At 41.3% G+C, this 25,289-nt stretch carries 24 protein-coding genes and 1 riboswitch; of the genes, 9 read left to right on the top strand and 15 right to left on the bottom strand.

The features are described 5' to 3' along the window. The first annotated feature begins 26 nt into the window (after positions 1 to 26). The 7 genes from CHA01nite_RS11235 to CHA01nite_RS11205 all read left to right on the top strand — a co-directional run bounded on the left by CHA01nite_RS11235 (position 27) and on the right by CHA01nite_RS11205 (position 6,342). On the top strand, positions 27 to 923 hold the full coding sequence (locus CHA01nite_RS11235; RefSeq protein WP_373869025.1) for a BatD family protein: 897 nt from the start codon (positions 27 to 29) through the stop codon (positions 921 to 923). Continuing rightward, complete coding sequence (locus CHA01nite_RS11230) at positions 916 to 1,908, top strand: vWA domain-containing protein (RefSeq protein WP_146941501.1); 993 nt, start codon at positions 916 to 918, stop codon at positions 1,906 to 1,908. Before CHA01nite_RS11235 ends, CHA01nite_RS11230 begins: the two co-directional genes overlap by 8 nt. Further along, positions 1,908 to 2,915, top strand: a complete 1,008-nt coding sequence (locus CHA01nite_RS11225) for a vWA domain-containing protein (protein WP_146941500.1) — start codon at positions 1,908 to 1,910, stop codon at positions 2,913 to 2,915. Before CHA01nite_RS11230 ends, CHA01nite_RS11225 begins: the two co-directional genes overlap by 1 nt. Positions 2,916 to 3,012: 97 nt before the next feature. Then, on the top strand, positions 3,013 to 3,756 hold the full coding sequence (locus CHA01nite_RS11220; RefSeq protein WP_146941498.1) for a tetratricopeptide repeat protein: 744 nt from the start codon (positions 3,013 to 3,015) through the stop codon (positions 3,754 to 3,756). Then, complete coding sequence (locus tag CHA01nite_RS11215; RefSeq protein ID WP_146941497.1) at positions 3,756 to 5,495, top strand: BatD family protein; 1,740 nt, start codon at positions 3,756 to 3,758, stop codon at positions 5,493 to 5,495. Before CHA01nite_RS11220 ends, CHA01nite_RS11215 begins: the two co-directional genes overlap by 1 nt. A 44-nt stretch (positions 5,496 to 5,539) precedes the next feature. Beyond that, on the top strand, positions 5,540 to 6,142 hold the full coding sequence (locus tag CHA01nite_RS11210; RefSeq protein WP_146941495.1) for a MarC family protein: 603 nt from the start codon (positions 5,540 to 5,542) through the stop codon (positions 6,140 to 6,142). Positions 6,143 to 6,147: 5 nt separating this feature from the next. Continuing rightward, positions 6,148 to 6,342, top strand: coding sequence for a hypothetical protein (locus CHA01nite_RS11205; RefSeq protein WP_146941493.1), 195 nt, complete (start codon positions 6,148 to 6,150; stop codon positions 6,340 to 6,342). Between the two features lie 783 nt (positions 6,343 to 7,125). Here the strand turns inward: CHA01nite_RS11205 and CHA01nite_RS11200 are convergent. From CHA01nite_RS11200 to CHA01nite_RS11155, 10 genes are all read right to left on the bottom strand, one after another. Further along, positions 7,126 to 8,094: a chorismate-binding protein gene (locus tag CHA01nite_RS11200; RefSeq protein ID WP_146941491.1), complete on the bottom strand. Its 969-nt coding sequence runs from the start codon at positions 8,092 to 8,094 to the stop codon at positions 7,126 to 7,128. Between the two features lie 21 nt (positions 8,095 to 8,115). After that, positions 8,116 to 9,015, bottom strand: coding sequence for an outer membrane beta-barrel protein (locus CHA01nite_RS11195; protein WP_146941489.1), 900 nt, complete (start codon positions 9,013 to 9,015; stop codon positions 8,116 to 8,118). 14 nt (positions 9,016 to 9,029) lie between these two features. Then, entirely contained in the window at positions 9,030 to 10,121 is a 1,092-nt protein-coding gene (locus CHA01nite_RS11190; RefSeq protein ID WP_146941487.1) for an RNA polymerase sigma factor, read from the bottom strand. 3 nt (positions 10,122 to 10,124) lie between these two features. Beyond that, positions 10,125 to 11,165 carry a hypothetical protein gene (locus CHA01nite_RS11185; protein ID WP_146941485.1) on the bottom strand — a complete coding sequence of 347 codons (1,041 nt, stop codon included), beginning with the start codon at positions 11,163 to 11,165 and terminating at the stop codon, positions 10,125 to 10,127. Between the two features lie 341 nt (positions 11,166 to 11,506). After that, positions 11,507 to 11,938, bottom strand: coding sequence for a hypothetical protein (locus tag CHA01nite_RS11180; protein WP_146941483.1), 432 nt, complete (start codon positions 11,936 to 11,938; stop codon positions 11,507 to 11,509). A gap of 130 nt (positions 11,939 to 12,068) precedes the next feature. Next, positions 12,069 to 12,503 carry a PaaI family thioesterase gene (locus CHA01nite_RS11175; RefSeq protein ID WP_373869024.1) on the bottom strand — a complete coding sequence of 145 codons (435 nt, stop codon included), beginning with the start codon at positions 12,501 to 12,503 and terminating at the stop codon, positions 12,069 to 12,071. Positions 12,504 to 12,605: 102 nt separating this feature from the next. Beyond that, entirely contained in the window at positions 12,606 to 13,208 is a 603-nt protein-coding gene (locus tag CHA01nite_RS11170) for a 1-acyl-sn-glycerol-3-phosphate acyltransferase (protein WP_228458401.1), read from the bottom strand. Positions 13,209 to 13,527: 319 nt separating this feature from the next. Beyond that, entirely contained in the window at positions 13,528 to 15,246 is a 1,719-nt protein-coding gene (locus CHA01nite_RS11165) for a PspC domain-containing protein (RefSeq protein WP_146941482.1), read from the bottom strand. A gap of 10 nt (positions 15,247 to 15,256) precedes the next feature. Next, positions 15,257 to 15,586, bottom strand: a complete 330-nt coding sequence (locus tag CHA01nite_RS11160; RefSeq protein ID WP_146941480.1) for a PadR family transcriptional regulator — start codon at positions 15,584 to 15,586, stop codon at positions 15,257 to 15,259. Between the two features lie 443 nt (positions 15,587 to 16,029). Continuing rightward, positions 16,030 to 17,364, bottom strand: a complete 1,335-nt coding sequence (locus tag CHA01nite_RS11155; protein WP_146941478.1) for a cytochrome P450 — start codon at positions 17,362 to 17,364, stop codon at positions 16,030 to 16,032. A gap of 326 nt (positions 17,365 to 17,690) precedes the next feature. Here CHA01nite_RS11155 and CHA01nite_RS11150 point away from each other — a divergent pair, with 326 nt between their 5' ends. Continuing rightward, positions 17,691 to 18,281 carry an HD domain-containing protein gene (locus tag CHA01nite_RS11150; protein WP_146941476.1) on the top strand — a complete coding sequence of 197 codons (591 nt, stop codon included), beginning with the start codon at positions 17,691 to 17,693 and terminating at the stop codon, positions 18,279 to 18,281. A gap of 521 nt (positions 18,282 to 18,802) precedes the next feature. On the opposite strand, the gene CHA01nite_RS11145 is transcribed toward CHA01nite_RS11150, so the two are convergent. From CHA01nite_RS11145 to CHA01nite_RS11135, 3 genes are all read right to left on the bottom strand, one after another. Beyond that, positions 18,803 to 19,186 carry an acyl-CoA thioesterase gene (locus CHA01nite_RS11145; RefSeq protein ID WP_146941474.1) on the bottom strand — a complete coding sequence of 128 codons (384 nt, stop codon included), beginning with the start codon at positions 19,184 to 19,186 and terminating at the stop codon, positions 18,803 to 18,805. Positions 19,187 to 19,292: 106 nt separating this feature from the next. Continuing rightward, a riboswitch (cobalamin riboswitch) is annotated at positions 19,293 to 19,476 on the bottom strand. Between the two features lie 60 nt (positions 19,477 to 19,536). Continuing rightward, positions 19,537 to 20,337 carry a hypothetical protein gene (locus CHA01nite_RS11140; protein WP_146941472.1) on the bottom strand — a complete coding sequence of 267 codons (801 nt, stop codon included), beginning with the start codon at positions 20,335 to 20,337 and terminating at the stop codon, positions 19,537 to 19,539. A 30-nt stretch (positions 20,338 to 20,367) separates the two neighbouring features. Beyond that, positions 20,368 to 21,030: an ATP-binding cassette domain-containing protein gene (locus CHA01nite_RS11135; RefSeq protein WP_146941471.1), complete on the bottom strand. Its 663-nt coding sequence runs from the start codon at positions 21,028 to 21,030 to the stop codon at positions 20,368 to 20,370. Positions 21,031 to 21,395: 365 nt separating this feature from the next. Here CHA01nite_RS11135 and CHA01nite_RS11130 point away from each other — a divergent pair, with 365 nt between their 5' ends. Then, positions 21,396 to 22,496, top strand: a complete 1,101-nt coding sequence (locus tag CHA01nite_RS11130) for a GEVED domain-containing protein (protein ID WP_146941469.1) — start codon at positions 21,396 to 21,398, stop codon at positions 22,494 to 22,496. Between the two features lie 73 nt (positions 22,497 to 22,569). On the opposite strand, the gene CHA01nite_RS11125 is transcribed toward CHA01nite_RS11130, so the two are convergent. Together CHA01nite_RS11125 and CHA01nite_RS11120 are read right to left on the bottom strand one after the other, a co-directional pair. Further along, positions 22,570 to 23,058: a YcxB family protein gene (locus CHA01nite_RS11125; RefSeq protein ID WP_146941467.1), complete on the bottom strand. Its 489-nt coding sequence runs from the start codon at positions 23,056 to 23,058 to the stop codon at positions 22,570 to 22,572. 9 nt (positions 23,059 to 23,067) lie between these two features. Then, positions 23,068 to 25,215 (bottom strand): endonuclease MutS2, encoded by a 2,148-nt coding sequence (locus CHA01nite_RS11120; RefSeq protein WP_146941465.1) that lies wholly within the window; start codon positions 25,213 to 25,215, stop codon positions 23,068 to 23,070. Positions 25,216 to 25,289 lie beyond the last annotated feature (74 nt).

The following is a 25,289-nucleotide window of genomic DNA, read 5'->3' as shown; positions in this document are numbered from 1 at the left end:
GAGGCTCATTTTAAAATGTATTGAAATTGAAAAAATTAATATTTATATTTTGTTTTTTACTCTGTGCAAATGCTTTTTCACAGATTCTTTCCTCCAGTGTGGAAAAGAAAACGATTGCTTTGGGGGAAGTGAATCACATTGTCGTGACCATCAATAATATTCACGATGAAAAAGTTTCCGCTGCTCCCGAGAATGAATTGCTTCCTTTTCATTTCGAGGAAATTAAAGACAGTATTGCCCAGACGCAGGATGTTTATTACAGAAGGATTGAGTTTACCGTTTTCGATGAAGGGAAATTTACGATCCCCGAACTGGAATTTAAAGTAGGAGGAAAGGTTCTGAAGACCATTCCTTATGAAATTGATGTCATCAATACGGCGCAGAAAACAGATCCGATCAATGACATCATGAACAATAAAGAGGTAAAGCTTGAAGTAACCGATTACTGGCAACTGTACAAGTTTTATATCCTGGCTGCCATTGCGCTGATCTGTCTGGTCATTGCTGTTATTCTATTTGTAAAATACGGACGCAGGAAAAAAAGCTCACCGGTAGTTACAACCAACCAGACCCTGAAAGAACTGGATTCCCTGAAAAAGAAGAAATATGTGGAAAGCGGAAATTACCGTTCTTTCTATGTGGAACTGATTGATATTTCAAGAAAATTCATTGCCACCCAATACCGTCTGCCGGCAGATGTGCTTCTTACCGATGATCTCGTAGATCTGATGAAGAAAAACAATACGATTTCGCAGGAAAATGAGCGTGTGGTGGAAAACGTATTTGTAAGAGGTGACCTGGTGAAATTTGCAAAAACTTTCCCGGATCAGCAGACCATGGAAAAAGATCTGGCAGACATTACCGCATTTGTAAAAAGGTCGTCAAAGGATCTGGAATTCGAAAACCTTAGAAAAGATGCTTAATTTTGAATTTTACAGTCCGTGGTTCTTACTGTTGTTTGTTCTTTTCATCCCGCTTCTGTTCCGGGATATCAGCAAACAGAAAAGAAAAGGAATCAAAGTCCCGACGGTTAAAAATATGGGCGACAGCGGCGGAATTCACGTCGTGATGTTTTTCCTTAAAATTTCGAAATACCTGATTCTTTCGGCTTTGATTATTGCCATGGCAAGACCGAGGACTTTTACGATTTCCCAGGACCGGGACGATACCAAGGGGATCGATATTATGCTTTCGGTAGACGTTTCGCTGAGTATGCTGGCCAAAGACCTTAGCCCGGACCGTCTGACCGCTCTGAAAGATATTGCGATTAAATTCGTTAATAAAAGACCGAATGACCGCATCGGGCTGGTCGCCTATTCCGGGGAAGCCTTTACGAAAGTTCCGGTCACTTCCGACCATCAGGTGGTTGTGGATGAATTAAACAGCCTGAATCCGCTGGAATTACAGCCGGGAACGGCAATAGGCGAAGGTCTGTCCGTGGCCGTTAACCATTTGAAGGATAGCAAAGCAAAAAGCAAAATCATCATCCTGATGACGGATGGGGTTAATACGATAGAAAACGCGATGCCTCCTGCCATTGCAGCGGAACTCGCCAAGAACAACGGAATTAAAGTCTATTCCATCGGGATCGGAACCAACGGCTATGCGCTGATGCCGACGCAGCAGGATATCTTCGGAGATCTGGTTTTTACGGAAGCGGAAGTGAAAATCGACGAACCGGTTTTAAAGGAAGTTGCGCAGATGACGGGCGGAAAGTATTTCAGGGCTACCTCAAACAGCAGCCTGGAAGAAGTATATGACGAGATCAACCAGCTGGAAAAATCTGATGTGAAAGTAGCCAAACTCTTCAATTACCAGGAATATTTCAAAATTTTCCTTTGGGTTGCGTTGGGCTTGCTTTTCCTGGATGCTTTGCTGAGATGGGTATTTTATAAAATTTTAAGCTGATGGATTGGTATATAGGAAATTATTGGTATTTGTTGCTGCTGCTGCTTTTGCCGCTGCTGGCTGCCTTTCTGATCCGTTATCTGAAATGGAAAAAGAAGAAGAGAGCTGTTTTTGCAGACAGCCGGTTTCATGAGCATCTGTTTGAAAAAAAATCGGGTTTTACGATATTTTTTCCGGCCCTTTACCTGCTGGCCATTCTGTTTCTGATTTTCTCAATCATCGACCTGCTGAGCGGTTCGGAGGAAGTTAAAACCAGCCAGAAGCTGAATAATGTTATTTTCATGATGGACGTTTCCAATTCGATGAATGCGGAAGATATTAACCCGAGCCGTCTGACCGAAGCGAAAAATCTAATGCTTCAGAGCATGCAGAAAATGACAAATGATAAAGTCGGGATTGTGATCTTTGCCGGACAGGCAACCTCCATTATGCCATTGACCACCGACTACGGCTCTGCGGAGACTTACATCGGCGGGGTTGAAACCAATTCAATGCAGATCCAGGGAACTGACTTTTTGAATGCAATGAAAATAGCTGTCGAAAAATTTAAAAATGTAAGCAAAGACGGAAGGAAAGTCGTTTTACTGAGCGATGGCGAAGATAATGAGGGAAATGATGATGCGGCGATCCGGTTAGCCAGAAAAGAGGGAATCATGATCACTTCCGTAGGAATCGGAACGGAAGAAGGGGCCCCCGTACCGGAATATGTTTTCGGTCAGCTGATGGGCTATAAAAGTGATATGAACGGGCAGACGGTGATTTCCAAAAGACAGACGGAGGCCCTCAGAAAAATGGCAGATGCTACGGGTGGAACCTATATCGACGGAAACAACATCAATGAAGCACCGGACCGGATTCTGGATGCCCTTCAAAAGAAATCGGGATCTTCCACAACCATGATAAAGTCGCAGAATGCCATTCATTATTACCAGTATTTCCTGGCAGTATCCCTGTTTTTTTTCTTCCTGATCTATATTTTTAATCCCAAAAGAGATTTCAATTTGTAAAAATGGATCATTGTCTCATTTTCAGTTAATTACTTTAACCTAGTTTTAACAAATAAGACGCTGCTTATTAACATATAAAGGAATAATTTTGCACTTAATGAATACTAAAATCATTTTTTTGTCGTTTATTACCGCCTTCCTGTACTCAGGCTTGTTGCCTGGGCAAAACAACTACCGTACGCTGGTGTATGAAGGGAACGAAAAATTCAACGGCAAAGATTATGACGGTGCTTCTGTAAAATATCTGGAAGCCATCCGGAAAAACAGTAAAGATTTTACGGGACATTATAATTTAGGAAACGCCTTATACAAGAGCAAAAAATACGAAGAGGCAAAAGCGGAGTTCGAGACTGCCCAAAAACTGGCCCAGACCCTTCCGGATAAAGCGGCCGCCCTTCATAATCTCGGGAATGCCTATATGCAGATGAAACAGCCGGAAAAAGCGGCAGAGGTCTACCGGCAGTCCCTGAAACAAAACCCTTACAGTGAAGCAACAAGGAAAAATTATGAAATTGCAAAACTGAAAGAGAAGGAAAACCAGCAGAAACAACAGCAGAAAAATAACTCCGGTAAAGGAGGCGGCGGCGGTAAAGACCAGCAGAACGATGATCAGAAAGGAGGCCCGAAAGACCAGAAACAGGATCAGGGGCAGGGCCAGCAGAATCAGGGAAAAGGACAGGGAAATGACCCTAACAAGAACCAGAGTAATGAAGGTAAGATCCCTAAAGGCCTGGAAAATCAGATCCTCAATAAAGTCAGTGATAAAGAAAGAGAAACTGCCAAGAGGATTTTAAACAAAAATTCTTATTCGATGCCCGAGAGCAACGAGAAAGATTGGTGATGCAGAACAGAATTATTTACATATTGCTTCTTATCACATCCGTAATTTCTTACGGACAGGTCAATCTTACAGTAACGCCGGATAAGACCACCTATAATGGGAAGGATGTCGTAAACCTCAGTATTGTTCTGGAAATATCAGGAAGCGAAAACAATCCGCAGACAAAACTCCGTTTGCCGGATTTCTCAAAATTTAACCTGATCGGAACCGGATCCGTCAATAACGCCTTTATGGATCCCGAAACCAATACGGTGGTATCCCAATCTGTTACCAGGCTTGCCCTTGAGCCGAAGCAGAAAGGTAAACTGAAGATCGGTTCTTTCCTGATCACCATCAACAACAAAATTTATAAAACGGAACCTTTTGAAATCTTCGTAAAAGATCTTGATAAGAAGACTGCAACGGCAGCCAATACTTCTAAAGACGTTTTCCTGAATATGGAAATTGAAGACCGTGATATTTATCAGGACCAACCAACGGTTGCCGTACTGAAGGTGTACTCCAGGAACATGGACAATTTCAGAAAGGTAAGAAACCTCCGTCTTCCGGACCAGGAAAATATGGATGTATACCCGATAAGCTTTGCCAAGTCCGAGATCGACCCTTCTGATAACGGGAGCATGGCCTCGCAGATCCTGGCCGTTTTTATGGTTTTCCCAAACGAAGCGGGCTTTGTGGAGGTTCCGGGAGTTTCTGCTTCCCTGAACTCATATGCCCATAAAGAAAAACTTATCTCCAACAAAGTAAAGATCAATGTCAGGAAGCTTCCCGAAGGTTCTCCCGACTGCTTTAAAAATGCAGTTGGAAACTTTAATGTAAGCGTAGCTAATATTTCAAAAGAGAAAATCGAGGTTAAGAAGCCGATGAATGTATTGGTAAAGATAACCGGAGAAGGAAACCTGAAAAGCATGGAACTTCCTAAAATTGCAGCATCGCCGGATTATGAAGTTTTTGCGCCTAAGATTACCTCAAGAGTCCTCGTAGGGACAGAAGGGATGAAAGGCGAAGTATTGGCCAACTATCTGGTGATTCCTAAAAAAGCAGGGGAGATTACCATTAAGACTGAACATTTTGCATTCTTTGATCCTTCGAATAAAGAATATGTGGATTTGGGTGAACAGTCTCTGGCAGTGAACGCCTTTTCCCACGATCAGATTCTTGAATCCCGTACTACCGTTGAAAAAGTAAACGAGTATACCAATACCTTCCTGGAAACGGTGAATACGCCGGTCCTGAAAACCACTTCACTTAAGGTAAAAGAAAAAAGCAAGTTCCACTGGAATATCCTTTTTACCAATTTTGCCATTCTTTTAGTCCTTTTTCTTGCTTATCTCGGATTTAAAACATGGCAAAGAAAAAACCGATCTGTTACAGAAACGGCAACTTTAAAACCGGTGGGATCCGTTGAAGAAACTGAAAGGGAAATCAGGGAAAGCCAGAAAATGGATATCAATGATTACTTCAGTTATCTTGAAAATCTCAAGGATAATTCTGATTATGGAAATTTCTTCCAGACCTTTGATGAGTTGGACCGTGAAGTGAAAAAGCAGTACGGACAGGGATCCGGCGCGGATTTCAGTTCTGTACTTGAACATGAGCAGGGGACTGCTGTAGCGGAAGAATACAGAAACCTCATCCAGCGGATTCAGATCGAAAAATATGCTCCGGTAAAATCGAAGGAAGCAATAGATGAACTTTTAACGATGATTGTTAATTTATATTCACAGATTAGCAAATAATCAATTTATTTTCATATTTTTGCGAAATTTTTAATGACAAATCGATGGAAGTTTTTAATCATTTTTCTATTAAAGAAATCGTAACCTGTTTCATGGTGCTTTTTGCCGTGATTGATATTATCGGCTCAATTCCGATTGTGGTAAGCCTTCAGCAGAAATATGGGCAGATTGAAGCCGAAAAAGCGACGCTTACTGCAGGATCCATTATGCTGGTTTTCCTCTTCGTAGGAAATAAAATCCTGAAGTTTATCGGAGTGGATGTGAACTCATTTGCCATCGCGGGTGCGTTTGTGATTTTTATCATTGCCCTCGAAATGATCTTGGGTATCGAAATCAACAAAACCTCCGAAGTGAAGGCCGCTTCCATTGTTCCGATTGCATTTCCCCTGGTGGCCGGCGCGGGAACCTTAACGACCACGCTGTCCCTGAAGGCTGAATTTCATGATATTAATATTATTTTTGGAATTATTCTCAATACAATTTTCGTATATTTGGTGCTGAAATCGGCGACCTGGCTGGAAAAGAAAATGGGAGATGCCACATTGGCCATTTTACAGAAGGTTTTCGGGATTATCCTGCTGGCGATTTCCATTAAATTATTTACGGCAAACTTTGCACAGTTGGTGCAGAATTATATTAATTTTTAAGAATCATGCAGAAGTTTTATAAAGTATTTTTGGTAGTGTTTATCGTATTTATCGCGATTAATGTGTACGCCCTGGACTGGCAGTCGGATATGCTGTCTGAAGACAACTCGAAGTTTGTATTTTCCATTGCCGCAGCAGTAATCGGTCTGATGTTGCTTTTCGTAATGAATACCTGGAGCAAGATCGGCGTAAAAAAATAATTGAAATTTATAAATTATAGTAGGCCTCTTTCAGTTTTGAGAGAGGTTTTTTGTTTTCACCGGTTCCGCGGATTTATACAGATGCTGGTGTAACAGGCTGATAATGGCTGATGGAAGCCGGAAGTCTTTGGACGACTATTTTTTAGCCGCGGATCTGTATAGATTTTCACGGATGATAGTGCTTATTCTCAGCACATAAGTCACATAGAAAGATCTAAAATTTTGTGCATATTTTTAGAACACATGAGATTAAAAATCAAAGATTTTTAAAAACTTTTGTACGCTTGTTTACCATAAAGCATTCAACTTTTTACACAGTATAAATATCTTTTGTGACTATTGTGGTTATATTCCACACCGCTATTTTTACGGATGAAGCGTTGCTTCGGCTCCGTTCAGCCACAGGATCGTTGAAGCTTTCATCCTATGAAATTACAAAAAATCGAAGATTTTTTTCTTATGTGATCTGAAATATACACAAGGATTAAAGCTAAATCTCATGTGAATCATGTCTTAAAAGCTTTAGGTCCGTAGTAATTAACGTGTATTCAACTATATTCAAATGTTTAATCAATCTAAAAGCAAAATTAAGGCTCATTCAGTCAGGATTTAATAGAATGACTTTTGGTAGAATGATAAAGATGCGGTTTGATCATTAGGGAGATTGATTCTATTTCTTACGGAATAAACTTCCGGCATCCAGCATCCCTCTTCCAGCCTTTTCATCCGGATTCTACTTCAAGTTCACGTTAATTAGATTTTCCCATACAGATCTGATAACGATTATAAGACCACCAGGTTTTTCAGAATGGCTTCGGATTTCAGTTCGGTTTCGGTCCATTCTTTTTCAGGGTTACTTTGTGCGGTAATCCCGCCGCCTACAAATACATGAACGGCATTTTGATAAAGCTTCGCACACCGGAGGTTGACGAAGTAATGGACTGTGTCTTCAGTCTCAATTCTGATGTAACCGGCATACAGTTCCCGGGGAAACTTTTCAAGCTTCTGAATGGTTTCCTTACAGAATGTCTTCGGAATGCCACAGATGGCCGGCGTAGGATGCAGTTCCTGAATAATGGCATCGAGATCTTCCGGCCGTATCTTTGCCTTAAAATCGGTACGGAGATGTTTGATATTACCGGAAATATGATCGTAAGTTCCGGATTCATCGATGTTTTCAGAGTAATTTTTTAAAATATTCCTGATATAGCAGGTTACAGGCTTCTGCTCTTCGATTTCCTTTTCCGACCAGCTTTCTGAAACGGGGAGCGTTCCGGCAAGGCTCATGGTTTCAAATTCGTGTGTCTTTTTGCTGAATTTTCCCAGCACTTCGGAAAAAGCCCCCATCCAGGATTGTCGGCCATTTATAAAAATATACCTGAAAGCATTCGGATAGGATTGGCAAAGGTTTTCAAAGCTTTTTTTCAAATCAATTTTCTGAAAATCCCTGAAAATTTTTCTTCGGGAATAGACGAGTTTCGGAAGGTCGTTTTCTTTGATCACGCTAATGACATTTTCCAGTTGATTGAGATATTCCGTTTGGGTTTCAGCAATGAACCCGCTCCGATCTTCCGGTAATGATGTACTTGAAATATTTGTCTTTGCAAAATCTCCGGTATTCACTTCAATGATATTCCCGGTAAAATCAATTTGGCTTGACCCGTCAAAGGTATGAAAGCTGATATTTTGCTGTACGGAACTTTCGTCGGTGGAGTACAGTTTTTCATCGAAGGGAAATTTAAAGTAAATCATTGTCTAAGGGATTTGCAGAAATCAGAGTTTCGAAAGGATATAGGAAATTCCGAAACTTATTTTTCTTTCTGCAAAGGTATTATTCGTCTTAAAAATCTCAAAATCAAAGTCAGCATTTTTTAATGAAAAATTCTTTAAAGCATATTGCTGATATTCGGCGGATACAAGCCATCTTCGTAAAATCCGGTACTGAAGTCCTAATGCAAAGCCCAGGTTGGCCTGGTTGGATTTAAAATCGTCAAGCCGGTTCAGGACATTGTTTTCCGGTACCAGAAACTGCATCTTATAGGTATTGCGATTCACAAGAATGCCGGCAAAAGGACGGATATTTTTCCAGTCATACATGAATTTTAGCTGGAAGGAATATTCAAAGTGCTTATTGTTAAATCGTTGGAACAAAAGCGGCTGGTTATTTTTCGTAAAATAGTATCCATTAAGAAAAGTATCTTCCTTGTTGGCATCCAGATCGAAGGAGGAATTCCAGTGATAGACATTTGCAGAAAGCTGTACTGAAAATTGATTATTAAAAAAGCTTTTGGAAGCCCAAAGTCCCAGATGTTCCCCGAACTGATTGTTGCCTGAATTTCCTGTATCCCAGCTGGTGTTTTTTAAGCCGGCACCGCCTTCGATTCCGTAAAGAAAAGTAGCGGGTCTTCGTAATTGTGCTCTTCTGGAAACTCTTTGCCGATCGATTTCTTCTTTGTAAACATTACGTACGAATTTTGTTTCTTCAACTTTCAATTCGGGAAGGATTAGACCTTTCAGCCTGGACGGTAAAGGTTTGAAACGGTAGACCGTATCATAAACAATTACTTTTTCATAAACATATACCGTGTCCACTTTCTTTTTTTTACGGTGCTGTGCAAATGATAAGCTTACCGTGAAGACTACTAAAAGCAATACTGTTTTTCTGAAGATCATGGTCTGTCGGTCGTTTATTTTTCTACAAAGATAGTATCTCTTTTAATGATTTTTTTAACGACCATCACTTTTTGTGGGAGTTCATGAACTGTGTCTTTGCCCATGGCATTCCGAAGACTGTGCCTTTGTAACTTTTCTTCAGTCGATTGTGTTTTTTGTCTGTTATCTATCCTGTTGTCTGCTAACAATTCTTCTTTTATATTCTGTTCGGTTGGATTTTGTACTTCTTTTGCTGCTGGCTTATTTTTAATGGGCTGATGATCCTTCAGTTCAGCATGAACCGCATCTGTCGATTCTAATAAAATGGCTGAATGATTCGTTATGAAAAATCTATTTCCAGGATGTAAGAAAAAAACGGACGTCAGGATCATAATTAGAAGTGTTCCGGAGATAATTATCTTTCTGTTCAAAGAATTATTTGAAGGCAGAATGGAAACTTTAGTTAGATCAGAAGGAATTTTAAGTTTTTTTGAAGGGGAAATTTTAAAGTCTGCAAACTTACTTTTAAAAGTCTGTGCCCAAAGCAATCCGCCAAGCCCGAAGATTACGAAAAGCTGCGCCAGTTTCTTTTTCGGGGTATTCTGTTGCAGGATGTTGTTCATCAAATATTGCTGCACGGATTTTTTAGCCCTTAGTAAATGAGATTTGGACGTGTTTACCGTAATGCCGAGCAAACCGGATATTTCAGCATGCGAATGGTTTTCAATGAAATATAAATTGAAAACCGATTTGTGATGGGGCGGAAGACTGTCGATCGAGGACAAGAGCTCCTCATGGGTAAAGTCGTAGATGAAGATGTTTTTTTCTTCGGAAAGAGAATGGTCCATTTCTGAATAGGGATCTTGGATTTCTGAGGATTCTGCAGCAACAAAACTTTCTTTGCTGTGCTTACGGATATGTTGTAAGGCATTGTTTACCACAATTTTTTTCAGCCAGGCCAACAGAGCTTTTTCATCATTCAGCTGATCGTTTTTCTGGATGGCGGTAATAAAGCTGTCCTGCACGATATCTTCTGCTGTATAAATATCCTGGATATATCTACGACAAATCCCCAAAAGTTTTGGGGAATAGTCTTGGTAAATATGCTGCCAGTTAATAGTTGACATAGATTAGTTGGGAATAACGGTGAGACTTCTGAATCGGCCATTCTGATTACCGGTATTGGTAGTCGTAAGCACTTCTACATCATTGATGTATACTTTATAATCAACGCCGGAATTATCTTTATGGAGGATTTTGTAAACATTGTCGTTCAAAACTTTGAAATCATCACAAAACATAAACTGACTTCCGGTTGAGACCAAAATGTACTGAGTAGCATTCTTATAATAATACTGTGGAAGAATATAATATTTGTTACCGTTGTCCCATTCTGCCGTACGAAAATCTGCAGGATTTATGTAGGAAGGGAAGGCCGTATATATATTAGTCGTAAGATTGTACTGCTCGAGTGCACCGGTTTGCCGGTGTTTTGCAATTAAATAAACACCTGATGTATCATATAAAAACTTAGAAAAGTTTTTGGTATTCGATAATAAGTAATAGGTGCCATTTTTATAATAACCTGCGTCATAATTGCCTGAATTATAATTTTTTGTTGCCGTAATGTAGATATCATTGTTGATAATTTCAATATCGGATTCAGCATTAAGGGTTCCTGCATTATGGGTATGCAGAACCGTCTTATTGCCATTTTTCCAATAACACAACTGGTAAGCATCATTAGTGGATGTCGAAGCGGGATTTTTTATGTTTCCTACGATGTATACATCTCCATTTTTAAAGGCCATATCTTTCATCTTGAAATCGTCAGAAGACTGCAGACCAAGCTGCTGTTCGATATCATACCGAATGTTGTTTTTCCAGTAATAATATTTGAAGGTATAGGTTGACGGATCAATTTTGATTCCCTCTACATACACATCAGTATTATCTACCGTTACCTTAGTAGCAGTGCATCCTGCTCCTGATGATAACACGGTTTTAGCTGTATTTTTCCAATAGCTGGCCGTATTGTTCTCATCGTTTCCTGCCACATACAGATCGTAGGAGACCGGCGTATTTTTGTTTATAGTTTCATCGGTGCCCGTTTCCCTGCATGAAACTAAGACCATTATCGTTAAAATAAGAAGTAAAAATAAATTTTTCATAATAATACCTTTTTATTTAAAGATGAAAAAAAATGAAAAGGTTGCATCAAAAAGATAAAATAAGTTTTAAATGTAAGAATTAATCTTCGATCCCTTACGCTTCTCTGAATATTTGAATATCTTCCGGATCAGTTTAAAATAAATATAAGTGGTAAACCTGTTTTAATGGTGGATAAGTTTTTAGATCAGATTAAAAACTGAATGTCCTGTGAATGCCGATGTTTCCTTAAAAGCAGAAAATTCCGGGGCATACCGGAATTTTCCATTTCTATATGAAGAAAACTTATTTTTTTAGTAATATTTTCAAAGCTAATTATCCGTTGCAGGAAAATCAAAGTCTTTCAATTGCAGTTTCCGTTGCAAGATGAAGTCTGGGTACCATCCTGTATTGTAAATGTAAACTGAAACGCCTCAAAATTTTCTTTTTCTGCTGTTTTCGTATAATTTTCATCTCTCATTAAAATATTCCGGCTGTTGTTATCCGTGGCCTTCCATATTTTAAACCGGTTTTGTTCGTAAACAATTTTTACGCTGTCTGCATAGAAGATGATGTCATCCACGGAGCCGAAATTAAGATCCAGTTCCTGGCTGTACGTATTTCCTTTACTGATCACATGTTTCGTTTTTTTACCTTGATAGTAGGAGTAGATATCCATATCAGTACTGCTTTCATTGATATAGCTGTATTTATTAATGATCCTATAATCTATAATTTCTCTTCCGCAGCTTAACGCCAAAAATAAAAAGGGACTAAAGTAAAATATTTTTTTCACAGATACGGGGTTGCTGAGCACATTGTAAAGTATTAAGTCTTTCCTATAAGATACAGAAGAACGAAAAGGTTGCAGTTGATATATGAAAAAAGCCCAAAAAATTTGAGCTCCGTATTTTATTCATTTAATCTTATTTCCGGATGATGGTATTCGTCATCGTGGTGTGGCTGATCAAGGCGTTTTTTTCATCGCGAATTTCGATTTCGGAGACGTGCATGGTTTTTCCTTTCCGGATAAACCGGGCAACCGCAGTGACCGTTCCGTCCTTTTTGCTTTTCAGGTGGTTGGTATTGATGTTGGTTCCCACACCGAAGTATTTTTCGCCGTCGATAAAGATGTTGGACAGGCTTGATCCCATGGTTTCGGCCAGCACGCAGCTTGCCCCGCCGTGCATGATCCCGAAAGGCTGATGGATTCTGGGCAGAACAGGCATTGTGGCCGTTAAAGTTTCATTTTCCACATCAATATCCGTAAAACGGATCTCCAGGGTTTTGGCGAAGGTTTCACCGCCCCAGGCGTTAATGAATGCCAGTATTTCTTCCTTCGGTTGATCTTTAATATACATCTTTTATGAGTAATTAGTAATGGGTAATAAGTAATGAATAATTTTGCCAATAGCCAATAGCCAATAGCCAATAGCCAATAGCCAATAGCCAATAGCCAATAGTTAGTTGCCGGCTGTCGTTTCGGAATCGGGTCCCATGATATTCGGGTTCCAGTTTTCCGGAATTTTCGGGCCGATATCGTTTTTAACATAATAGTCCTGGATTTCCCGCATGATTTCCGTGAAAGGTACCGAAGCTAGTCTTTCGTAAGGGATGGTATAACCTAAGAAAATGGTATTTCTTTTAAAATCTCCTGCTGCCAGAACAATAGGGACTTTTGCTGCCAGTGCCATGTGATAAAACCCTTTTCTCCATTTCGGGACCCAGCTGCGGGTGCCTTCGGGAGTAATCACCAGGCTGAAATCGTCTTTTGCAAACTGCTCTGCCACGAAATTGATCAGGTCGTTTTTCCGGCTGCGGTCGATCCCGATTCCGCCGAGCGCTCTCACGATTCCGCCGTACCAGGCTTTGGTATGGGCATCTTTGATGATGATTTTCAAAGGCTTTCCCAACGACCAATAGGCAAGATTCCCCAGGATGTATTCCATATTGTGGGTGTGCGGTGCCACAACCAGGATACAGCGGTCCAGGCTGCTCACATCGCCCTGCAGGACGACTTTCCAGCCCATTAATTTTAAAATCAGTCTGCCAATCAGCTTTTTCATAATATTTCGGTTAAAAACAAAAAAGTATAACCAAAGTGGTTATACTTTACAAATATATTGAAATATTATCGCTCTTAAAACAGACTGCTGATTAAATCAGCAATTTTCATTACAATTTCTAATGCCAGTTGTACCATAATTGTTTAATATTTTTAATGAGTGTTTCGGTTATTATTTTTTAACAACACAAATGTAAATCTTTTTCCTGAAATGAAGAATTAAATCTTTACATTTTTTCATTTTCTCTGAGAGAAGAAGGGTGTGAATTTCAAACGTTTGGGTCATCCGTTCACACCTTCTGCCACTCTCTGAAGTTTAGTTATTTGGTTTGTATGGAAATTTCATTTTTATCTTTATCCACCTTGAAGTCGATGTTGGCTCCTTTCATCTTTTTGATGCTGTGTTTCATGGAGTCGATCACATGGTCTGCTTCGTCGCTGGCGACTTTTTTTCCGTTGACAATAATGCTGTCTTGGTCATCGGAATTGTATTCTATGGTAGAACCGTTTACCGTGATTTTATTTTCCCCGATTCTGATGTTCCCGTCTTCATCCTTCTCCTGGTCGTTATCGTTGATGCCGTCTGCATTAAGGTCTCCGTCGAAGCTGATGCCGTCCTGTTTTACCGGGATTACTACTGTTTTCATCGGAAGTACCAGTTCGTAATCGACGCTGTAATCTCTGAATCGGTGGTTGTAAGGATATTTAATATAATTCGGGAAGATGATCTTGTTGTTAATGATATCTACCGGAACGCTTACATTCAGTGGGAGGTTATATCCTTTAGCTTCTTTTTTGATGATCAGATACGGTGTCTTTACATCGGCCTTTCTCGTCACATCCACATGGATCCAGTCTTTATGGTAAACCGAAACCTTATCGGAATAAAGATCGTCGTCATAGGCGATGAAGTTCTGAGGAATGGTGATCTGTTTGAAATCCGCATAGATCGTATCCGATTTGGTATTGATGGAAATTTCTTCCGTATCTTCTTTATGGCCTTTGAAGAACATTTCCCTTTTGGCCATGCTTACTCCGAAATATGCACCCAGACCGATTAAAGCAAGGAATAAAGCGCCCAGTACCCATCCGATATTTCTCAGTTTTGTTTTCGGAGAGAAAATTTTGATGCTCAGTACGGTAAACAGCACTGCAGGAATCAGGGAGCCGATAATAATCAGTGCTGAAAACACGGTGTAAAGACCGTCGTCATCAAAAAGGAATTTCATTTCATTGGCACCCGGAAAATTGGAGTCGATCCCGAATAAACCGAACAGGACAAATACCCCGATGATGCTTCCGAACGCCATTAGTGCGAAGAATACGCCGATGACATATTTCAGGATGTTCCATATACCGCTGCTGGCATTGTTGATATAAGGTTTGTTCTCAATATAGATTTCACCGGCTCTTGTGGTGGTTTCATTCGCAAACTGTACCAGTTTGCTGGATTCTTCCTTTAGGTTATCGAAATTCAGCGGTTTTCCTTTCATTTTCAGGAAGTCGGATGCCGTTTCGGCTTTCTGAAGAACAGCCCAAAGGATGAAGTACAGAAGAATAACCAGGAAAGAAGATCCCGGGGCTACCCAGAGGAATAAGAATGCTCCTACCCAGATCAGCCTCATCACCGTGATGTCCATTCCGAAATAAGCTGCCAGACCAGCACAAACTCCTGCAATCTTCTGTTTTTCAGGATCACGGAACAGCTGCTTTTTATCGGAATATTCCGTTCCTGCGCTGCCTGTCCTCTTTGTGTTTTTTTCAGAGTAGTAAGCTTCTTCCTGCTCTTCGATCTTTTCAGGGCTCCCGATCTGGGCAATTACTCTTTCTACATCCGAATCGTTGATGACTTCACGTTTCGCCATGGAATCCCTGAAGATTTCCACCATTCTGATTTCAATGTCGTGCATTACCTCATCCGCTTCCGAAGCATCCAGTGAGCTTCTGAGCGCGTTAAGGTAATCGCTCAGTTTTATATAAGCATGTTCTTCTATGGTAAAAGAAAAACCGGCAAGTCCTATTGAGAGTGTTTTGTTCATAGCTTTGTTTTTAAGGTTTTTGAGTGATTTGGTTTACTGCTTCGGTCAGATCGTTCCAGGTATTTTGAAGTTCCCCTAAGAACAGTTTCCCTTTTTCCGTGATCTGGTAGTATTTTCGGGGCGGGCCTCCTGTAGACTCTTCCCACCGGTAGGAAAGAAACTCTCCGTTTTTCAATCGGGTTAAAAGAGGGTAGAGGGTTCCTTCCACGACATCCAGCTTTCCTTTTTTCAGCTCATCGATCAGGTCGGAAACATACATTTCGCGGTGGTTGATGAGGCTTAAAATACAGAATTCCAGAATCCCTTTCCGCATTTGCGCTTTGGTATTTTCGGTATTCATCTTTAATAAGTTTTGTTAATTAGTTATATAATTTTCGAAATCGGGAACCTAGCTAGCGAACCTCTTTCGATTTTACATTACAAAGATATGTAATTAAAATGGTATTATGCAATACAAAGTAGTGGAAAAATAATTATTTATTATTTAAATGTCTGTAAATCAGTTAAATTATTTTTGCTGATGAAATTCGGGCAATGGGAATTTTTATGAAACAGGATAAGTTTTAATGCCAATACAAGTAAAAAGATCAGATTAAGATGTCGGAAGCAGACTTGAAAATCAGAGCTCAGGAATGAAACGTAGGTTCTGCGAAAGCAGACAACCTTAACAAGCCTGCAGGGGCGAAAGCTGTTTGTAGAGATGACAGGACGTCATGAAATCCCGCAGGTTTGTTTTAATGAAGATAACCTGTGTTTGACGATCAGAGCTTTTAAGGACCTGCTTTAAATTTTAACGATTTTGCCAGGCAGGCTGGTGGTTCTTAAAGTGACCAGTGCTTTTTTCTCCAATGTTTCCTGATAAGATTCGAAATGGTATTTGCTGTAGAATTTACGGACAATCAGTGTCATTTCCATCATGGCAAAATGTTCGCCGATGCAGAGACGCGGCCCGGCTCCGAAAGGGTAGTAGGCAAAATTACGGGCATTCTCATCATCGAAACGTTCCGGAATAAAATCATTGGGCCGGTCCCAGTATTTCGGGTTCCGGTGAAGGCCGGAAATATAAAGGATGATTAAAGTCCCTTTTTCCCAGGAATATTCTTTGAAACGGTCGTCTTCCAGTGCCTGGCGGTCCATGGCCCAGGCCGGGGAATGCAGCCGCATCGCCTCTTTAATAATGTTGGTGGTAAATGATTTCTTCATCAGGCTTTCACTGATAAAAGCATTTTCCCCCTCTTCTGCAATTTCCTGCCGTAATTTTTCCTCCGCTTCAGGATTCCGGCTGATTTCGAAAAAGATAAAGCTTAAAGCGTTGGCGGTAGTCTCATGCCCGGCAATGAAAAGGATCAGCATTTCGTCCACCAGTTGCTGATCAGTCATAGGCAGCCCGGTGTCTTCATATCTCGATTGGATCAGCATATCCAGGAGGTCATTCTTTTCTTCTCCCGAGTTCCGGCGTTTGTCCAGAACCCGCTGGATAATGGCTTTCGACCGTTCGCTTTTCCTGATGGTCTTACCGATGACACCGAGGGCTTTCAGGATCTGGGTATAAAACGGCAGCCTTACTTCCTTGGCGAAAACTTCCTGGACTTCGGTAATGATTTTCCCCAGTTCCTTTATTTCAGCTTCTTCAATATCCGAACTGAAAAGGGTTTTGGCCACGATATTGAACGCCAGGGTATGGAAAAAGTCATACAGATCGGTTTCCGGTTCCTGATCAAATGGCTGGAATGCTTTATTGATCTCCTCGTCCATAATGGAAACAAGATTGGCGATTTTGGTTTTGCTGAAGCCGGGCTGAATCAGCCGCCGCTGTTGAAGCCAGTCTTTGCCGTTGTTGGTCAGCAGGCCGTTTCCGAGATATTTACCCAGGGTAACCGCCTGGATTTCCGATTTAAAGTAGTTTTTATGGTTCTGCTTTAAAATGTATTCGATCAACTCCTTATCCTGCGTGAAAATAAATTTCTTATCTGTAAACGTGGCCCTCAGGTAATAACTGTCGCCGAAGAGATCGTGATTTCCGCTGATGACGGCCAACGGATCTTTTACCCCATTAAACAATGAATATAATTTTCTTTTTCCTTTAATCTCTGCCGGATAATTGAATTTCGGAGCCATACTGAATATTTACCTTAAAAGTACGACTTATCTCATAATAAAAAAATGATATGTTGAGGTATTGAATGGTTTACATAGAAAGTGCAACCGCTTTCTCTATGATCAACTTATAGCTTGCAGAGTGATTTTGCAACGCCGGACATGGAAACGATCTGATGAGCAGCCTGAAAATTGAAATCACCAGATTCCTTGTGTCCTCCCGGCACTGTTCTTAAATGTTCTTGCCATTTCCAACTTCAGGACTGATAATAATGGTATTTGAATAAAGACTATCTTCAAAAGCCTTATTTTTGTAAAAAATTACATCAAGTAAAATAAAACCAGCAATGAAGATCCGGAAAGAAATCGATTTTATCCTGGCGGTGGACGCCCTGAAAAATGTACAGCGAAGAAATTACAATGCCGATGATTCAAGGAGGGAAAATACGGCGGAGCACTCCTGGCAGATCATTATCCTGGCCCAGATTCTTTTTCCGTACGCCAGAAACCGGGCGGATATCGATTTGCTGAGGGTTATCCGGATGCTCTCGATCCATGACCTGGTTGAAATTGAGGCCGGCGATACTTTTCTATTTGACGAAACGGCCATGGCCGGAAAATTTGAGCGGGAAAAAATCTCCGCCCAAAAGATTTTCGGGATTCTGGATGAGCCGCTGCGGTCTGAATTCTTCAACCTGTGGCTGGAATTCGAGGAAGAGGAGACACCGGATGCCATTTTCGCCTGTGCGATCGACCGGATGATGCCTTTTATTTTAAATTCGCATACATCGGGAAAAAGCTGGACCGAAGCCGGCGTTACCGAGAAACAGATCCGGAATATGCTCGAAAATGCCATCAGCCGGGCCTCCGACGAACTGGGAGAAGCCTTTCAGCTGCTGCTGATTAAAAACCTGGAAACGGAGAAAGTGGTGAAATAGAGGGATTGGATGAGGGAATCCGGAGACCGGGACTTTTCCATCTAAGATCACAACAAACATCGCTGAATTCGAATTGAAATAACGTGAATTCGAGGTACAAACCGCAAATAAAGGCGGAAAGCCGGAAACCGGAAACCGGAAGTTGCTCTTGTCAGACACAGGATCAAAGGTCCTGATCATCAAACTGAATGGGTGATTGCTTTATCAGAGAAGTTCTTATGCACTCCTGAATAACCGGCCTTTTTTTAATCAGGGAGGGATTTCTCTTGTTTTTAACGTCCTGAAAGGACGGCTTAATACAATATAGGATAAACCGTGTACTTGTTCCGGCAAGATAAGTATTATTTAAAATCCCGGCTGCATCAGTTTCATTTTTATTTTTGAATTAAATAATCGGCTGAATATGATATTGATACGCTTGAATTCACGTTAAAATAAAAAATCCGGCGGGCAAAGCCCGCCGGAAAAGATTAAAAAATATTGAGAAGTATAGGTTTCAGCAGCTCAGGGCCGCCGGAACTTTAAAGGATTTGGGCCGGTTTTTTGAATTCATCAATGGCCACAAAAGTAAAGTCGCCCACAATTGCCCGTTCTCTTTCGTAAGAGTACATTTGCTCGGTATAAATTTCCACATTTACCTTTAAGCTGGTTTTGCCTACGTGCACTACTTTCCCGATCAGCTCCACGATGGTTCCTGCCGGAATCGACCTTTTGAAATCGATCTTGTCGCTGCTCACGGTTACCACGCGTTTCCTGGCAAAGCGGGTGGCTGCAATGAAGGCCACTTCGTCCATCAGCTGCATGGCCGTACCTCCGAAAAGCGTATCGTAATGGTTGGTGGTATTGGGAAAAACCGCTTTGAAAATTCGGGTTTCGGACTTTTCAATTCTTTCTTCTGTCGTCATATTTCATTATTAATTAAAGCGGAATGAAATAGATCAACACGACAGCAGAGCAGAGATGGGAATCTCCGGTGTCCGTCTGGTCAATAAACTTCAAATCGCGAAAGTTTTTATTGTAAAGAAAAAGGCAGGTCTCCTGACTTGTAACATCTTTATTTCCTTCCCATCCGTTGCTCCGGACAGTGGATCATTAATAAAGACTTCAGTTACTTACAGTTGCGCGACAGTTCGTGATTTGCACACGATTCCCTTTTAATCTGCAGTTAAGCAGAACCGCTTTCCGGAAAGCCTGGGTATAGCCGTTCAGCAGATACAAAAGCTTTCTGCAGGCAAAAGTAATGATTATTGATGAATTATTCAGGGTTTTTGAAAATGATCTGGCTTTCGGCCTTTCCCTGCTTGATGGTCCAGATCGTGGTATAACGGTTTGGTCCGGAACCGTTGATCATGTATAGGAAAATATGGTCGTTGTCAATGGCCGTTACGCCGACGTTGTTAAAATCCATACTAGGCTGGAACATATTCTTGATGGCATCCCTTACGAAAACGGATCCTCTTCCAGGCTGCTGAACGCGTACGGATTTGATTTCGGTCAGGTCTTCGGGAAGTTCTTTTCCGACGCCCCAGGCTTTTACTTTATCCACTTTCAGGATATTTCCTTCGGCATCCTTTTCCTGTTTTTTGATCTTTGCATAAGAAGGGTAGACGTCAATGATCACCTTTGTCCTCTGATTTCCTGGGATTTTAGGATTGGAATCATCAGTAAAGATCAGCGATTTCCCATTTTTGGATTTGGAAGGGGTAAACTGCGGCAGCTTGTCTACAAAAACCACCCGGTTTTTATTCACCATGCCTTCTTTGGTAATGCTGTCGTACCGCACGAAAGGTTTTTCAGTGTCCTCCCTTTCAGGATATCTGATCCATATCCATTCGGTTTCTCCCGGGGCCGGCTTTTCGTAAATAAAGACATCGCCCGTCTTCATGCGGATCTTATCGACGATTTTCCGGTAATCATCTTTGTGAACCCGTACCATGGCGTAGCCTTCTTCAGCTTTCACCACCCCGAAAGGAACTTTATTCTGACCTTTGGCGAAAGCCACAGAGAAAATACTGAATGCGGATATGTAAAATGCCTTGCGTACGGAAATCATCATGAAATTTTTTTAACAGTCCAAATATATAAATTAAATGCTTTTCGGCAGATAATAATGCTGTTGTAATTCATTTAAATCTTTTATGTGCTTCAAAGAACGGTCTTTAAGGAGATAAATTTCATCCGCCGGTTCCAGTGCCGATTCGGTCATAAAATCTGAAATGATAAATCCTTTGTCGTGGGATGCTTCTTTTATCATTTTCATTACTTTTTCGGTCAGGATAGGGGAGAGTCCGCTGTAAGGCTGATCCAGCAGGATAAATTCAGCTTCGGAATGGATGACCGTCAGTACTTCCACCAGTTTTCTTTCGCCGCCGGAGAGATTCCGGGTCGTTCTGTCTAATAAAGGTCTCAGGAGATCAGAATTAAAAAGGTTACGGGTATTTTCAAGGTTGCAGAACAAAGGAATCATTTCTCTGATTTTGATGTTTTTCGGAAACATCGGTTGTTGCGGCAGATAAGCAATTTTCTTTCTTCGGTGTGATTGCTTCGTTAAAACTTCATCATTAAACTTAATGAACTGGGAATCGCCTTTCATGGTTCCGAAAATAATCTGTAGTAACATTGATTTTCCCGAGCCTGTTCCTCCGAGTATTGCAACAATTTGTCCGGTTTCACACGTCAGATAAATGTCCTGCAGAATTTTTTTTGACCCGTAAGATTTTGTAATGCTGTCGATGTGAAGTTTACTCATAAAAATTTAGAAATGATATTGATGGCAAGGCCGACTGAAACCGTAATGATCCAGAGGAAAGACCTGGAAAAACCGAAATTGGCAAAAAAGACATATTCATTCTTCAGTCTCAGTTCATATATTAAAAAATGAAAAGCAGGAAAAATTACAGAAAAGCAGAACCCGAAATTACCGATACTGAAACCCGTCTGAAAAGCGAATATTGATGAAAACAGAAAGGCCGGAATCAGCAGTTTCAGATAAAAAATCCGGAGATTTTAGGGTTTTTGGTCATGTTTCAAATATAATAAAAACTGAAGATGCTGATTTATTAAGTATCTTTAGGGCACCTAATAGCTTCAGGAAACAATCTAAACCGATTAAATATGACAAAACAACTCCTTTTTTTCTTTATTTTCCTCTCAGGAATTTCATGTTTTCAAAGCAGAAATGGAACGGCGGGAGATCCCGGATATTGCTATCTCTGTGATACGGCGCCTGCCAATGTACAGGTTTCGAATATTACCATGACTTCCGGAACCGTAACCTGGACGAATGACCCGACGGTGACTTCGTATGTAATAAGATTCAGATTATATCCGGCTTCTGCGTGGGTTAATGTTAATCAGGTTTCTGTCAACGCTTTTACGATAACAGCTTTAATGCCGTGTACAACCTATGAAGTACAGGTGGCAAAAGTATGCTCCGGTTCTCCTTCGACGAGTGCCTGGTCGCCTTCCGTACTTTTTACGACACAGTCTCCGAATTATTGTGCTGCAGCATCGGCAGATTCTAGTATTGTTTATATGTCTAATGTGACGGTTATGCCCACAGGAAGCGGAATTTCTCCGATGGTCAGTAATTCCGGAACCTCCAATTATACGGATTACCGTCCTGATCCCACCCGGAAAGTACAGCTGATGATCGGCAGTACGGGCAACCAGATTTCCGTCTCCAAAACCTGGACGGGTTCTCCGAATCCCGTATTTGTAAGAGCATGGATCGATTTTAACGGCGACGGCATTTTCCAGTCTTCGGAAATGATGCTCTCGTCAGGCGCTTCAGCCTCATCTGCTGCAACCGCCACATTTAACGTTCCGCCATTTGCTTTCCAAACCGGAAATGCCTGCGGGGTGGCTATGAGAGTGATGATCAGTGAAACCCAGACCAGCTCTGCCTGCGGAACTTTCAGCTATGGTGAAGTAGAGGATTACGGGGTCTATCTGTTGACGCCTGCAAATCTTTCGGCCAACGAAATCAACAGACCTCAGAATATCAGCGTTTACCCCAACCCCGCTTCAGATGTTTTAAACATTTCCGGAATCGAAGGAACCGAATTTGAAATTTATAATGCCGCCGGACAACTGATGCATAAAGGGAAAATTGCTGACAAGACCATTAACGTGCGTGATCTTGTGAAAGGGGTTTATTTTATTCAGATTAGAAACAAAGATCATGTCACAAAACTGAAATTTATTAAAAAATAAAAGCTTCTCCTATCACAGAAAGAAAAAAAATAAAGAGCGTATCGGTTATGGTACGCTCTTTATTTTTTATGGATTAATCTTTTCTGAGTTTGGCTTTTACCTGATTGGCCTTAATGATCGTTCTCAGCCCTGAAACCTGTTCTTTGGCAAAAAACTTTTTCGGTACCATACTCATGACCTGCGCATTCTGGTATATCAGGAACCAGCCTTTATTTTCCTTTACTTTATAAACGGAGTTCCAGGTAAATTCTTCTTCAAAAGTCTCTCCCCGTGCACGGATCGTTTCTTCTGTAAACGTATAATCAATCCTTTCCTGGATATTTTTGTTTGAATTAAAAGCAAACCGGATGCTGAAAAAAGACCGGATGACCATAAACACAAGCAGAATACCAGACCACACCGGAACCGACTGTAAAAGAGTATTTTCCGTATTGCCGTCCACCGATTCCTTCAGGATAAATGCCAACATGAGAATCAGTAAAAAAGCCATCAGCCTCGGAAAAGAACTTTTGAGGTGAAACATCAGAAAATCCTTAAATGTAATCTGCGTTTTTACCGTCATGATCAAAAATTAAATCCTTTCCAGTTCATCCGCGTTGATGGTCGTCTTAAACGTTCCGTAATTCACAATGACTTTATTTCTTGAAATTTTTTCAATGGTTCCCACGCTGGTACTTCCGGTAATGCGCACCCGCTGCCCGACTTTCATCCAGAGCTCACGGTCGGTTTTGCGTTTTTCTTCCAGCTTTTCATTGGTTTCCGCAATTTTATCAATCACTTCCTCTTTCTTCAGCTGCTGGGTAATTTTGCGTTTTACGACCTGCAGGCGTTTGCTTTCGTCCTTATCGGCTCCGATCTTCCTGAATTTTTCCTGTTCGAGGATCTTCACAAAATCTTTAACGACATCCTTCCTGGATTTCCCTTTCACATAGCTGTCGATAAATGCTTCGATCTTATTCCCGAACTGTAATTTCCGGTGTTCCTCTTCATACAACTTCTGGAAGTTGTAGAGCTTCTGCTGAAGCTGTTCGTTCAGTTTCTGGAGATTGTCGCGCTTGTCTTCAACGGATTCCTTTCGCTCGGCAAGGTCGGTTTTCAGCTTTTCGACTTCATATTTTTCCTGCTGGAGCTTAACGATGGTTTTATCCAGGTTCACGATATCATGTTCCACTTTTTTCTTTGCGGAATGGATGATGAACCTCGGGATCTTATTTTTCTCCGCCACTTCAAAAGTAAACGAGCTTCCGGCCTGTCCGACTTCCAGTTTATACATCGGTTCCAGCGTTTCCTCATTGAAGAGCATAGCGGCATTCTCGGCATTCGGAAGCTGTTCCACCACCAGTTTGATATTGGTGTAGTGGGTCGTAATGATGGCAAAGCTTTTTTTATCGTAGAAAAACTCAAGGAAACTTTCGGCTAAGGCACCGCCAAGCTCAGGATCGGAACCCGTCCCGAATTCGTCGATCAGAAGAAGCGTGTTCGCATCGGCTTCCCGGATGATCCCGCCCATTTTCTTCAGTCGGGATGAATACGTGGAAAGATGGTTTTCGATGGACTGATTATCCCCGATATCGGTCATGATCTTATCAAAGAAAAACATTTCGGATTTCGGGTGCGTCGGAACCAGGATCCCGCTTTGGATCATCAGCTGAAGCAAACCTACGGTTTTCAGTGTGATCGATTTTCCGCCGGCGTTCGGTCCGGAAATACAGATGATCCGGTTATGGTCGGTTAAACTGAGCGTCTGGGGGAAAATGGTTTTGTTCTCTGCTTTATTTCTCAGGAAAAGAAGCGGGTGGAAAGCTTCTCTTAACCGCAACGTCTTATGACGGTTGATTTTCGGCAGTACCCCGTTGATCAGTTCGGCGAACTTCGATTTGGCCCTCGTCAGATCAAGATCGAAGATGTATTTCTGGTATCTCCAGAGCTGAGGCTGAAACTCGGCAAGTTCGGCTGTCAGTTTTCTCAGGATCTTATCGATCTCTTTTTTCTCCTCTTCCTGGCTTTCTTTCAGCTTGAAGTAATGCTTGACTACGGAATCCGGCTGAATGTAGGTAATGGATCCTGTTTTGGATAGTCCCAGAACCCTTCCCGCAACCCTTTTCTTGAATCCGGATTTTACGGCCAGAACCCTTTGGTCATCAATAATCGTTTCACGGATGTCATCCAGGAATTCGCTTTGTCCGTAATTGAACAGGGCGCGGTTGAAATTTTCCTGGATGGCTTTTTTGGCCACCTGGATTTCCGCGCGTAATTCTTTCAGGACGGGTGAAGCTTCGCTTTTCACTTCTCCGAAACGGTTAAAGACTTTATCTACCTTGTCAATGATTTCCTTTTTAAATTCCAGGACCAATACATCTTCCATCAAAGTAGGGAAGGTCTCCGGCATGGTCGGGAAAAACTTCTGCAGTTTTCCGATCTGTTCCGTCAGCGTCTTGATTTTCATGAAAGCGCTGTTTTCGAGACGGTAATTCTCGATGAGCATCAGCTTCAGTTCATTTTCGATGTCTTCGTATTCATCAAAAGGAACGGCATTCGAACTTTCAAAACTCGAAAGATATTCGGACGTTTTTTTCAGGGAAATTTCTGCCTCGCCGATTTCCATCGGACGAAGCTCAAGAATCTTTTCCCGCGTCTTCGGGGAATATGCAAAAGGAGATATTTCCGCGAGCAATTGCGGAAACTCTAATTCGTTTAAATCTTCTTTATTTATATACACAGTACAAATTTAGTGAGAAAATGTGAATTTAATTTGAAAATGAGTTAATTTGGGAATTTGAAAATATCTATCAT

The sequence above is a fragment of the Chryseobacterium hagamense genome, assembly GCF_007991455.1.
Classification (GTDB): domain Bacteria; phylum Bacteroidota; class Bacteroidia; order Flavobacteriales; family Weeksellaceae; genus Chryseobacterium; species Chryseobacterium hagamense.
Note: the sequence above shows the minus strand (reverse complement) of the source record. Positions and strands in the feature narration are given on the sequence as shown.